At 36.7% G+C, this 12,411-nt stretch carries 14 protein-coding genes and 1 other annotated feature; all 14 genes read right to left on the bottom strand.

The window, feature by feature from the left end; all coding sequences use genetic code 11:
* Positions 1-11 precede the first annotated feature (11 nt).
* Positions 12-1,934: an ABC transporter permease gene (locus M1D73_RS22785; protein WP_001011410.1), complete on the bottom strand. Its 1,923-nt coding sequence runs from the start codon at positions 1,932-1,934 to the stop codon at positions 12-14.
* Positions 1,909-2,685 (bottom strand): ABC transporter ATP-binding protein, encoded by a 777-nt coding sequence (locus tag M1D73_RS22790; protein WP_000114529.1) that lies wholly within the window; start codon positions 2,683-2,685, stop codon positions 1,909-1,911. The genes M1D73_RS22785 and M1D73_RS22790 overlap by 26 nt, the downstream gene beginning before the upstream one ends.
* Positions 2,686-2,778: 93 nt before the next feature.
* A complete protein-coding gene (locus tag M1D73_RS22795; RefSeq protein WP_000865181.1) occupies positions 2,779-3,861 on the bottom strand; it encodes a HAMP domain-containing histidine kinase in 1,083 nt (360 codons plus the stop codon).
* Complete coding sequence (locus M1D73_RS22800; RefSeq protein WP_000276723.1) at positions 3,851-4,558, bottom strand: response regulator transcription factor; 708 nt, start codon at positions 4,556-4,558, stop codon at positions 3,851-3,853. The genes M1D73_RS22795 and M1D73_RS22800 overlap by 11 nt, the downstream gene beginning before the upstream one ends.
* 139 nt (positions 4,559-4,697) lie before the next feature.
* On the bottom strand, positions 4,698-5,984 hold the full coding sequence (gene obgE / locus M1D73_RS22805) for a GTPase ObgE (protein ID WP_000497128.1): 1,287 nt from the start codon (positions 5,982-5,984) through the stop codon (positions 4,698-4,700).
* Entirely contained in the window at positions 5,984-6,532 is a 549-nt protein-coding gene (locus M1D73_RS22810) for a sporulation initiation phosphotransferase B (RefSeq protein ID WP_001003584.1), read from the bottom strand. Before M1D73_RS22810 ends, obgE begins: the two co-directional genes overlap by 1 nt.
* A gap of 63 nt (positions 6,533-6,595) precedes the next feature.
* Positions 6,596-6,886 carry a 50S ribosomal protein L27 gene (rpmA, locus tag M1D73_RS22815; protein WP_000944958.1) on the bottom strand — a complete coding sequence of 97 codons (291 nt, stop codon included), beginning with the start codon at positions 6,884-6,886 and terminating at the stop codon, positions 6,596-6,598.
* A 3-nt stretch (positions 6,887-6,889) separates the two neighbouring features.
* Positions 6,890-7,234, bottom strand: a complete 345-nt coding sequence (locus tag M1D73_RS22820; protein WP_001973720.1) for a ribosomal-processing cysteine protease Prp — start codon at positions 7,232-7,234, stop codon at positions 6,890-6,892.
* Between the two features lie 11 nt (positions 7,235-7,245).
* Complete coding sequence (rplU, locus tag M1D73_RS22825; protein ID WP_000270907.1) at positions 7,246-7,554, bottom strand: 50S ribosomal protein L21; 309 nt, start codon at positions 7,552-7,554, stop codon at positions 7,246-7,248.
* A gap of 14 nt (positions 7,555-7,568) precedes the next feature.
* Positions 7,569-7,646 (bottom strand) — a sequence feature (ribosomal protein L21 leader region).
* Between the two features lie 77 nt (positions 7,647-7,723).
* Positions 7,724-9,112, bottom strand: a complete 1,389-nt coding sequence (locus tag M1D73_RS22830; protein WP_000855491.1) for an Rne/Rng family ribonuclease — start codon at positions 9,110-9,112, stop codon at positions 7,724-7,726.
* Between the two features lie 67 nt (positions 9,113-9,179).
* Positions 9,180-10,040, bottom strand: a complete 861-nt coding sequence (gene spoIVFB / locus M1D73_RS22835; RefSeq protein ID WP_000599058.1) for a stage IV sporulation intramembrane metalloprotease SpoIVFB — start codon at positions 10,038-10,040, stop codon at positions 9,180-9,182.
* Positions 10,033-10,779 (bottom strand): stage IV sporulation protein SpoIVFA, encoded by a 747-nt coding sequence (gene spoIVFA, locus M1D73_RS22840; RefSeq protein WP_000797471.1) that lies wholly within the window; start codon positions 10,777-10,779, stop codon positions 10,033-10,035. Before spoIVFA ends, spoIVFB begins: the two co-directional genes overlap by 8 nt.
* A 133-nt stretch (positions 10,780-10,912) precedes the next feature.
* A complete protein-coding gene (minD, locus tag M1D73_RS22845) occupies positions 10,913-11,710 on the bottom strand; it encodes a septum site-determining protein MinD (RefSeq protein WP_000503309.1) in 798 nt (265 codons plus the stop codon).
* A gap of 2 nt (positions 11,711-11,712) precedes the next feature.
* On the bottom strand, positions 11,713-12,399 hold the full coding sequence (gene minC, locus M1D73_RS22850) for a septum site-determining protein MinC (RefSeq protein ID WP_000391522.1): 687 nt from the start codon (positions 12,397-12,399) through the stop codon (positions 11,713-11,715).
* Between the last annotated feature and the right edge of the window lie 12 nt (positions 12,400-12,411).

Here is a 12,411-nt window from a genome sequence, read left to right on the forward strand (position 1 = left end):
TAGAGGTTCCCCTAGCTTTTTACGTGTTTTAAATATCCTCTTTGCGCGATCATAAAGTAAATGGCAGAAGCTAAAATGTATGCTCCAATGACAAGCGCACCTGATTTCCATAAATCAATATAAAGCATTTTCCCTAACGTATGAAGAGCAACTCCACTATGAATGGAACCGATTAAAATTGGGATAAAGAAGATAACTCCCATTTGTCGAATCGCAATTTTGCGAATTTCTTTATCTGTCATACCGATTCTCTTTAACGATTTAAATTGAATACGATCTTGTTCTTTATCGTTAAACCATTTAAAGTATGTCATACTACAAGCGAAGAAGAAGAACAGTACCGCTACGAAGAAACCGATGAACATTGTAATTGCTCCACCTTCTCTTATATCCTTATACGCAAACACTGAATTTCTCAATTCTCCTTGCTTTTCTGGTGCAATTTCATTTTTCAAATCTAATACAAGATTTTCTGTATTTTTCCAATCCTCGATATAATAACCGTAATATTTCGTCTTTTCTTCATCTGGTACGAGTTTTGCATATTTCTCAAAATCTTGATCATTTACAATAAGATATTCACTATCATTAAAAACAGAATACTGCGTTGGATTATTTAATTGAACAGACTGCTTTTGCCCGTTAATTGTAAATTCATACGGTTTCGTACGATCTATCTTCATCAGTTCATTCGACATATCAACCATAACCATCGTTGCACTACCTGGTGCATTATGAACTTCTGTAGGTTGCTCTCTCTTTTGTTTGCGCACTTCTGCATTATATTCTTTTTCTGAAATAATCGTCATCGGTACTTCATGTTCACTATTAAACAACGTTATTTTCTGTGTTGCCGGTAGTTTAACGTAGGTTACTTTTCGCGCATCTTCAAACCCGTGTCTCTTCACAAGCTCCTGTACCTTTTCTTCATTAATAAGATTATGCGTATTTAACCCCTTTTCCTCATATGAAATAGCATGTGGTGTAAGTTCTACCGTTTTCGCACTCATATTTTCAAAATATACGTACAGTGTACCTACTGCTGAAGATACTACCGCCGTAATAATAGAAATTACAAATAGAAAACGAGCATTATCTTTCATTTTATAAATAAGATTGCTAAGAACAAACATATTTGGATACGTATAGAAAGATTGCTTTCTTTTTTGTAATGCTTTTAATACAACTGTACTACCTTGTGTAAATAATAAATACGTTCCGCCAATTGTCAGTCCTACCACCGGTAAAAAGAGGATGAGGAAATTCAGAAACGTTACTTGGAAGCTAAGTACATATGCAGCAATAATACATCCTATACCAACTACACATAACCATGTAAATGCAAACGGCTCTACTTTTTGCTTTCTAGCTTCTCTTAATAAATCAATAATTTGCAAGCGTCCTACCGTCCAAACGCTAAACAATGATAGGATTAAAAATAGGATAAAGTATACGCCAGCTGTAATAAGAACTGCTTTACTATTCCAAACAAGTGGAAGTGTCTTATCTATTTTCAATAATACGCTTAACGCTTGGAAAAATAATTTTGAACAAAGCATTCCAACCCCAATACCAATTACAATTGCAATACTACCTAACATCAGTTGCTCTAATATAATCATTCGGCCGAGCTGCGATTTCGTTCCGCCTATTAATGTTAGTAGACCAAACTCTTTTTTTCTTGCTCGTAAAAACGTTGAATTTGCATATAAAATAAAGAGTGCCGAGAAGATGACCACAATATAATTCATCGATTCTAATCCTTTTGTGATCATCTTTCTCATACTAATATTACCGCTTACGACATCTGGATGATAAATAAAAGAAGCATACATGAAAAATACGACAATCGATAAACAACTACTTATAAGAAACGCTTTATAGTTACGCCAATTTCCTTTTACGTTATTAAGCGCGAGCTGGCGAAAGTTCATGATATTCTCCTCCTAGCATCGCAAGTACGTCCAGAATTTCTTGGAAAAAGGCTTGTTTCGTTCTTCCTTTATGTATTTCCGAGAAAATTTCCCCATCGCGTATGAAAAGGATACGTTCACAATAACTAGCCGCTACTGGATCGTGCGTAACCATTGCAATCGTTACTTTCTTTTGCTCATGTAAATCTTGCAGAGCGCCCATTAGCGATTTCGCTGACTTCGAATCTAAGTTTCCAGTTGGCTCATCTGCTAAAATTAACGTCGGTTCATGAATGATTGCTCTCGCTGCTGCTGCACGTTGTTGTTGTCCCCCAGATACTTCGTATACTTTTTTATTTAAAATTTCTTCGATGTTTAAAAACTTCGCAATTTCCAGTACTTTCGCATCGATTTCATTTACAGATTTCTTCGCCATTACAAGTGGTAAAATAATATTTTCTTTAATCGATAGCGTATCAAGTAAATTAAAATCTTGAAAGATGAACCCTAAATGTGTACGGCGAAACTCCGCTAATTTTGCAGCACGCATTTGATTAATTTCTTCACCATTTACAAGCACATGACCTGAAGTTTGCTTATCAATTGTTGCTAATAAATTTAAAAGCGTCGTTTTCCCGCTTCCTGAAGGACCCATAATCCCTACAAATTCGCCTTCTTCTATTTTAAAATTTATATCGTTTAAAGCAGTCGTCGCTACTGAACCTTTTGATTGGTACACCTTCGTTAATCCTTTTACTTCAAGAACACTCATTTCTAATCCCCCTACGTGTTTTCTTCTTACATTTACTATAAGAAAAATAAGAAAAAGAAACGAGTGATTTCCCTTACAAAACGTTTTGTTATCTTACAGTTTTGTCATTTTTCTCATCAATGTATGATATTCTTCATCTTTTGCAAATTGGAACGTGAATGTTGTCCCTTCTCCTTCAGCCGATTGAACATACATTCCATGATGTAAATTATCGCAAATTTCCTTCGTAATATATAAACCCATTCCAGTCGCTTCTCTCGTTTTACGGCCATTTACCCCCGTAAAGAATGGATCAAATATACGCTTTACATCTTGCTCTGGAATACCGATTCCATTGTCCTTAATATGTAATAACACCTTTTGGTCTTTCTCTTCAATTTGAAATTGAATTTCTTTTTTCTCTGCCGCTGAAATTTTTGTATACTTAATTGCATTTACAACAATTTGACCTATAGCAATACTTAGCCATTTTCTATCAGAGGCAACCATACAAGTATCTTCTTCAAACATCACTTTCGGAAATACAGACGATTGAATGAAGGATTTCCGATTTTCATTAATAATACCTCGCACGACATCTATAACATTTACTACTTCTACCTTATAATCTTTCGCAAACTGCTCTAGTCTTGCCATATGTAACGCTAAATCTAAACCATTTAGTATACGATTATTTTCTTCACGAATACTTTCAACTGTTGCTCTTGCCTCACGATGCTCTTTGCCAAACTTTTGCAGCAATAATTCAATAACAGATACTGGTGTTTTCATTTGGTGAATCCATTGGTTCATAAATATCATTTGCTGTTGCTCTTTCGCATGCTGTTTATGAACTTCATTCATATATTGCTGTCTTAATAACGTAAAAGATTCAACGACCATTTCTTGCTCTGATGTATAAGATTCATCAATAAGTAAAGAGTCATGTAATGTATTTCCACCAGTAACATACTTTTCGATCCTCTTTAAAAACACACTCCGTTTTCGGTAATCGTAAATGAGGTATACAGTAAACACAACTGTTCCTAATAAAAGTCCATATAACCATGTACTCCAATCAATGGATCGCTTTTCTAAAAGACTTTGCAACTGTAAAACGAGCCCAAATAAACAAAGGCTAACAATATAAGAAAGAATTAAAGAAAAGCGGTCCATGAGGTAAATTTTAACCTTCATGCCCTTCGCCCCACTCCGTAAGAAGCGCATAACCATATCCACGTTTCGTTACAATTGCATTTTTAATGCCTAACTCCTCTAGTTTCTTCCTTACACGTTTTACATTTACGGTTAATGTATTATCATCCACAAATGCTACTTCATCCCATAGAGCTTCTAACAGTTCTTCGCGCGTTACATATTGATTCACCTGTTTCATTAAACACTCTAATAAGTAAAACTCATTTTTTGTCAGTTCAGTTTGTTGTCCTTGCCACTCAACAATATGCTGAGACGGGAATAACAACAGTCCATTTACACCTAAACAATCACTCTCAGCAGCAGAAGCATACTCTCCGTAACCACGGCGAAGCGCACTCTTCACCTTTGCCATTACGATATCTAAATGGAATGGCTTCGTAATATAATCATCGCCGCCATTTTCAATCGCCATTACTTGGTCCATTTCTCCTGTTCTTGCAGAAACAAAAATAATTGGCGCATTCGATACAGTACGAATTTGACGACACCAATAAAAACCGTCAAAGTACGGTAAATTAATATCAAGTAACACGAGATGAGGATTCACTTTTACAAACTCATCTTTTATTTGACGTAAATCACTTGCTCTAAATGATTGATAGCCATATCTTTCTAAATGCTCTTCTAATATTCCCGCGATTTTCTCATCATCTTCTACAATTAATATTTTATACATGTTCGTTTTCTCCCCATAAAAAATTCTTCTAAAAACCACTCCCTTTTTATTATAAATTGAAAATTTAATTAGTGGGGATTTTTTCCTATATAAATCCGATTTTTACGATATAAAAAAAGACTGCCGTATTTCGGCAGTCTTAATCGATAAATTCAAATTCATATTCAAGAATTTTTACAATATCTCCGTCTTTTGCACCACGTGCACGAAGCGCTTCATCAATACCCATTCCGCGCATTTGACGAGCGAAACGACGTACAGATTCATCACGTGAGAAGTCTGTCATCTTGAATGTTTTCTCGATATCGTAACCAGAGATAACAAACGTGCCATCACTTTCACGTGTAATTTCAAATTTAACACCTTCAGTATCAAATTTGTACATTACACTTGTATCAGACTCATCCGCAACTTCATGTATTGGGAATTCTGGTGTTGTTTCTATTAAGTTCGCTACTTCAAACAGTAAGTCACGAACACCTTGTCTTGTTACAGCTGAGATTGGGAAGATTTTTACTTCGTCCCCCACTTTCTCTTTAAATGCTTGTAAGTTTTCTTCTGCATCTGGCATATCCATTTTGTTTGCAACAACAACTTGCGGACGCTCAGTTAAGCGAAGATTGTATTCTTTCAATTCATTATTAATCGTTACGTAATCTTCATATGGATCACGGCCTTCTAAACCAGACATATCAATAACATGCACGATTACACGTGTACGCTCAATATGACGTAAGAATTGGTGTCCAAGTCCGACGCCAGCATGTGCGCCTTCAATTAGTCCTGGAAGGTCAGCCATAACGAAGCTGCGGTTATCACCAGTTTCAACAACACCAAGATTCGGAACGATTGTTGTGAAGTGATACTCTGCAATTTTCGGACGCGCTGATGATACAACAGATAATAATGTAGATTTACCTACACTTGGGAATCCAACAAGTCCAACATCTGCTAGTACTTTAAGTTCTAGAATAACATCACGCTCTTGACCTGGTTCCCCGTTCTCAGCGATTTCTGGCGCTGGGTTCGTAGCTGTTGCGAAACGTGAGTTACCACGGCCACCACGGCCACCTTTTGCAATTACAGCAGTTTGTCCATGCGTTACTAAATCGGCAAGAATTTGACCAGTTTTTTCATCTTTTACTACTGTTCCTGGCGGAACCTTTACAAGTAAATCTTCAGATTTACGTCCGTGCTGACCTTTACTCATTCCGTGCTGACCGCGATCAGCTTTGAAATGACGTTGGTAGCGGAAGTCCATTAATGTACGTAAGCCTTCCTCAACTACGAAAACAACATCTGCACCTTTACCTCCGTCGCCACCTGCTGGGCCACCTTTTGGTACATACTTCTCACGACGATACGCAACCATACCATTACCACCGTCGCCGCCTTTTACATATATCTTGACCTGATCTACAAACATTATTTCACCACACTTTTTTCAATTGGTTGTAATATAACTGAGACTTCTTCGTCTCGCACTGTATAAGAAATGGAATACCATTTATTGTTTTGGGTCGCAAGCCAATTCTGTAGTTCTTCTACACTCGTTAGCTTACCACGAAAATCAAAAAAGAAACGAGCATTATCCGCGTCACATTCAATTGTGATACAAACATAATTTTCAACATATACGTCTAAACTATGCTGAAGCATCGAGAAAAATTGATTCGTCCATGTACATACAGTCTCATCTAAGTGAGATAAGTTATGTAATTTCCCTAATACTTCGTACTCCAATAAGCACGGCTGCTGTTTCCAATTATATGTTAAAATCCACTCTGAAAATAAAGGCATTGATAGCCCCATCAGATTGGATTCTTGTCTCGCTTCTTGGACAAAACGATCGATGAGACTATGAATTTCTTCCACTTTTCCAAGGGAAAGGTTTCCTTTCACCATCTGCATACGATTGAGCCAATCATGTCTTGAATGGCGCAATGCATCTATAATTGTCCATTTTTCATTCATTTAGATACCCCTTAATATAGAAAAACTCTAACCTGCACTCAGGTTAGAGTTTTCCGTGAGTTCTTATGCTTCTTGAGCAACAGGATATACGCTCACTTGTTTGCGGTCACGACCAAGACGCTCAAAGCGTACTACGCCGTCAACTTTCGCGTATAAAGTGTCATCGCCACCACGACCAACGTTAACACCTGGATAAATTTTTGTACCGCGTTGACGGTAAAGAATTGAACCACCTGTAACCGTTTGACCATCTGCGCGTTTAGCACCAAGACGTTTTGACTGAGAGTCACGACCGTTCTTTGTACTACCTACACCTTTCTTAGATGCGAAAAACTGAAGATCTAATCTTAACATACGTTACACCTCCTGCACTTTTTCTATTAAACGGATATACTTTCCGTAATCAAGTTCGATCGTCTTAAGCGAAACAACTAATCCTTCTAAAAGCGTTTGTGCTTTTTCTGCTGCATGAACGTCTAAATCATTAGGCAATTCATACGTTAAGAATCCGCCATCACTTCCGAGTTCAATAGTTGCTTGCACATTACAAAGTTCTTCCACTGCATTTATAGAACCAAACACAACCGCTGTAGTTCCAGCACAGACAAGGTCTTGTCCATGTGGCGCATAATCGGCATGTCCAGTCATTTTAAATGATTGGATACTTCCTAATTTCGTGCGACTTATCGTAATTTTAATCATGTTAACCAGAATTAAGCGTTGATAGCTTCAACAACTAGCTTAGTGTAAGGTTGACGATGACCTTGTTTCTTACGATTGTTCTTTTTCGCTTTGTATTTGAAAACGATGATTTTCTTAGCGCGACCTTGTTTTTCAACTTTCGCAGTAACTGTTGCACCTTCTACAACTGGGCTACCAACTTTAACGTTTTCGCCACCAACGAAAAGAACTTTGTCAAAAGTAACAGTTTCACCAGCTTCAACATCTAATTTTTCAATGTAGATTGCTTGACCAGCTTCAACTTTAATTTGTTTTCCACCTGTTTCGATAATTGCGTACATACTTGCACCTCCTCTTAATTACTAAGACTCGCCAAAAACGAGGTAGACATAAATGCCTTTAGGGAACCTGTCTTGTGCGGTTGTAGCATATAGCCGTTTAGGTGCTATAAACTATAACATAAAGATGTTATCATGAATCATAGACGGTTGTCAATAAATGTTCTGCTAACTATTTTTTCCGTTCTACAATTTCTTTTTTACTTCCAAAACGAACGATAGCATACTTTTCGATAATATCATCTTTGAAATAAATCTCAAATGGAATATTTTTTTGTAATCCTTTTTGCAAAAACTGTTTTTGCAGTTCTTTAGGCGCAGCGATTAATACTGCTTCATCTTCTATATTGCCATATGTGATTAGTTCTCTCTCTAACTCATACGCAATTGTTTCATGCGACATCACATAACCCGTCGCTTTGCAAGGTACACACTCTTTTAATAATACGTCCCGTAAAGAATGCTTTTTACGTTTACGTGTCATTTCCAAAATCCCTAGCTCCGTAAAGCCGAGCACCCTTGTATATGTTCGGTCATCTTGCATAGCAGCTATGAGACATTCTCTTACCTTTTCTTTATCTTCTCTTTTTTTCATATTAATAAAATCAATTAATATCATACCACCAATATCACGAAGTCTTAATTGGCGTGCAATTTCTTCAGCGGCTAGCTCATTTGTGCGAAGTACTGTATCTTGTAAATTTTGTTTTCCCGTAAACTTGCCCGTATTCACATCAATTACAGTCATCGTCTCCATTTGTTCTACAATTAAATAAGCACCATTTGGAAGCCAAACAATTTTTTGGAGTGCTTTCTCAATCTCACGCTCTATTCCAAAATGGTTAAACATCGAAGACTTTTCATTATAAAAAGATACTTTTTCTTTTCCAACTTTGTCTTCTAATTCCTTTACTATACTTCTTGTATCTACAACTACTTTTTCAATTGTTTCAATTGGGTTCTCTTGAAATACACGATCTAAAAAGGTCGCCGGTCGATGAAGTAATAACGGCACCTTTCCTTGACCCTCTTTTCTTTTTAACTCTTCATACAACTGTTGTAATCCTTGCATTTCAGCTTGTATTTCTTCAATTGCTCCTTTTTCAGAAGCAGAACGGAAAATGTACCCCCCCGTTCCCTCTATTTCAATTTGGAGTAACTGTTGTCTTCTTTTATTATTTTTTATTTTTCGAGAAACAGCGCGCATCTCATCAAACGGCATATAAACGACATATTTCCCGGTAAATTCTATATTCGCTGTCAATTTAGGCCCTTTCGTATCAATTGCCTCTTTCACAACTTGTACGAGTATCGCTTGCCCTTCATGTATACGATAAGAAGATGGTACATCATCGTATGAAAGGTAAGCATGTTTTTCTAAACCGATGTTTACAAAAGCTGCATTCATTCCAGCAATTGTTCTTACGACACGTCCAACATAAATATGCCCAACAATCTCTTGCTCTTCATTACGTTTCCATAAAAACTCAACAATCTTTTTCTTCTCTTCAATTGCAACGCGCTTTTCCGAACCAGCGTAATTCACATATAACGTTTTCAAAATTATTTCCTCACTTTATAATCTTCTTTGCTTTTACAATAATAAAAGGTTAGTGCTATCGTCAACACTAACCGATTAATTCTTCAACTGATGAAGTTGTTCGTTTTTCAGTAAAATATGCATAGAGCAATTCATTTTCATCCAATGTGTAATGCTCTTTATATTTTCCACGGACGATAATAGAATGCTTATATCCTCTACGAAATTTTGTGAAAATCGTATATAAACGATCTTCCGTTTGCACTTCAATAGGTGCAATCTTTTCGATTCCTCTTTTGTTTCCATAATAACGTTCTAATAAAAAACGCATAAATGCATACCGTCTTTGTTTCCACTCTTGATATAATGACACTGCTAAAAATATGAGTAGTACCCACATCATAATATTGTTACTATTCCAAAGTAACTGCCATCCTAATATTACACTAAAAAAAACACATGACAATTGCATCATCTTTTCATGTGCTTGTAAATAAGGGAAACGATATGATAATACATTAAACAATACTTTCCCGCCATCTAACGGCCAAATAGGAAGTAAATTGAATGCTAAAATAATTATATTATTCCACATGAAGAAATAATATAAATCTGCATTCAGCCAACCAGCTTTGAACAACATATAACCTACCAGCATCATCCAAACATGTTGAATCGGTCCTGCAATTACGACAACAAGTTCCTCTTTCAATGACTTATTACCATGTTCCTCAAGCTCGGCAACGCCACCAAACGGCAAAAGCTGAATTCTTTTTATACGCCAATTATAGTGTGCTGCTGCAAAAGCATGCCCAAGTTCATGAATAAGAACAATACAAAATAACAGTAGTAACTCTTTAAAACGCGCAGTAAAAATACCAATGACAATAATAACCCAAAATAATGGATGCACGGAAATTTTCGTTAAAACGTCCCTATATTTAATCAAATGATATCACCTGGATCGGATCAATAAATTTCTCATTCTTTTTTATCGCGAAATAAAACTTTCCATTTTTATCATTTGTATCATTACTCACCGTTCCAATTTTTTGTTTCTTTGAAACGTAATCATATAATTTCACTGACATATCGTTTAAGTTTGCATACCATGACTCCGTACCATCTGCATGTTGAATTTGAACTGTATTTCCAAGTTCCTCTTTCTTGCCTGCAAAAACAACTAACCCTTCATTTACTGACTCCACTTTTGCATTTGTAGCTGTTTGGACAAATACACCTTGGCCATTTTTTTGAAACCCTTGCATTACCTTTCCAGAAGCAGGAATTGCATAATCTTTTTGCTGAATACTTCCTTCTTTTTTCTCGTTCGGCGAATAGAATACAAGCGGTTTTCCAAATTGCTTTTCGTACCATTTCGCTACAGTAGCAAACTGAAATTCCTCTTTCATCACTTTTTCTGTAACAGCTTTAGCTCCATTGAATGAAGAAGGAGCATTCTTATATAAAATAGCAACCGAAAGAACTAATATTGCTGATAATAAAACTTTGAAGAAAAAGACTTCCTTTCGAAATAAAGGATGCATTTCCTTTTCTCCATCTTCAATAAATACTGCTTCACTATCAAAATTCCCTCCGTTAAAATACTGCTCTTCCTCCATCCTTTCTTGCTCGGCCTTCCTTTTTGCAATCCGCTTTTTAATTTCTTCTACGCGTCTATTCTTCATACTGTCTCCTTTCTTTCGTTAAGCTAATTTCATTAGAAACAGTTGTATACAGTTTGTACATATGTATGAGCTAAGAAAGAAAGATATTCGTGTGAAGAAAAAAGAAAGCACCTCGCATATGTGCGAAGTGCTCTTAACGGATTCCAAAGAAGTTTTTCACCTTTGCAAATACCGATACCTTTTCTTGTTCAAATGCTTGTAATGGTACATTCTCACCTAACAAGCGTCTTGCAATATTACGATAAGCCAACGCTGCTTTTCCGCTTGGTTGCAACGCCACAGGTTCACCTGTATTTGTAGCTCGAATAACTTCATCGTCATCTTCGACAACACCAAGAAGCTCGATTGACAATGTACGTACAATTTCATCAACATCTAACATATCCTGTTCATGAAGCATATGACTACGTACACGGTTAATAACAAGCTTGGGTGGTTCAATATCCTCTTTTTCTAAAAGCCCAATAATACGATCCGCATCGCGCATTGAGGATACTTCTGGAGTCGTAACAACGATTGCTTTATCCGCACCAGCTACCGCATTTTTAAATCCCTGCTCAATCCCCGCAGGACAATCGATTAATATGTAATCATAATCTTGACGTAATACTTGTATTAATTCATCCATTTGTTCAGGTGTTACCGCTGATTTATCACTCGTTTGTGCTGCAGGTAATAAATAAAGATCATCAAAACGTTTGTCTTTAATAAGAGCCTGAGGTAAACGGCAACGCCCTTCAACGACATCAACAAGATCAAATACAATACGATTTTCCAGCCCCATTACTACGTCTAAATTTCGAAGACCGATATCTGTGTCAATTAAGCACACTTTCTTTCCAGATAACGCTAGGGCCGTACCAATGTTCGCAGATGTAGTAGTTTTACCTACTCCGCCTTTTCCAGATGTAATTACTATTGCCTCTCCCACAGCTATACAATTCCCCTTTCTAACTTTGTTAAATTAGGTCTAAGATGAGTGAGAAGTTGCAGGCGATCGACAACAATGTGATTGTTCTCATTAATATACGCACATTCTGCCGCCTCCGCTCCGTCTTCTTTCTCTTCCGGAGCCCGCATTGCCACATCACTAATTCGAAGTTGCATCGGGTTCATAACAGATGCAGCGATTACAGCATCCGAATCCCCATAATACCCAGCATGTGCAATTCCTCTTAATGATCCTACGACAAAAATATTCCCCCCAGCGATAACCGTTCCGCCTGGATTAACATCTCCAATTAACAATAAATTTCCTTTTACATGTAAAACTTGTCCAGAGCGAACAATTTTGGAAATAGGGACAATTTCTGTTTCTTCTTTCCAAGCTATTGCTTCTGCTTTAGTGATAACATCACTTTCAATTGAATCCACAACAAGATTCTTTTTATTACGAATTAACGTACGAATCTCTTCTTGTTGGACTTCTGTTAAATAACGATTTCCTACTCTCACATGCACTTCAATTAAAGAGCGCCCATCACCATCGTAGTAATGTGTAGAAAGTTTTTCGTCTAATTCCATCAATAATTCTGAGAATGAACAACAATCATCTAAATGAAGCGTTATCCCATCTTTTGTCCCTTTTATCGTTACATTTTGTTGCTTTTTTTCTTCCACTAAAGTTCACCC

The sequence above is a fragment of the Bacillus sp. PK3-067 genome, assembly GCF_056738645.1.

Bases quoted from the DNA above. Each gene is read 5' to 3' on its own strand.
- rplU (WP_000270907.1), bottom strand. From the start codon at position 7,554: ATGTACGCAATTATCGAAACAGGTGGAAAACAAATTAAAGTTGAAGCT.
- M1D73_RS22785 (WP_001011410.1), bottom strand. From the start codon at position 1,934: ATGAACTTTCGCCAGCTCGCGCTTAATAACGTAAAAGGAAATTGGCGT.
- M1D73_RS22790 (WP_000114529.1), bottom strand. From the start codon at position 2,685: ATGAGTGTTCTTGAAGTAAAAGGATTAACGAAGGTGTACCAATCAAAA.
- M1D73_RS22810 (WP_001003584.1), bottom strand. From the start codon at position 6,532: ATGAATGAAAAATGGACAATTATAGATGCATTGCGCCATTCAAGACAT.
- M1D73_RS22795 (WP_000865181.1), bottom strand. From the start codon at position 3,861: ATGAAGGTTAAAATTTACCTCATGGACCGCTTTTCTTTAATTCTTTCT.
- obgE (WP_000497128.1), bottom strand. From the start codon at position 5,984: ATGTTTGTAGATCAGGTCAAGATATATGTAAAAGGCGGCGACGGTGGT.
- M1D73_RS22820 (WP_001973720.1), bottom strand. From the start codon at position 7,234: ATGATTAAAATTACGATAAGTCGCACGAAATTAGGAAGTATCCAATCA.
- rpmA (WP_000944958.1), bottom strand. From the start codon at position 6,886: ATGTTAAGATTAGATCTTCAGTTTTTCGCATCTAAGAAAGGTGTAGGT.
- M1D73_RS22800 (WP_000276723.1), bottom strand. From the start codon at position 4,558: ATGTATAAAATATTAATTGTAGAAGATGATGAGAAAATCGCGGGAATA.
- spoIVFA (WP_000797471.1), bottom strand. From the start codon at position 10,779: ATGAAGAATAGACGCGTAGAAGAAATTAAAAAGCGGATTGCAAAAAGG.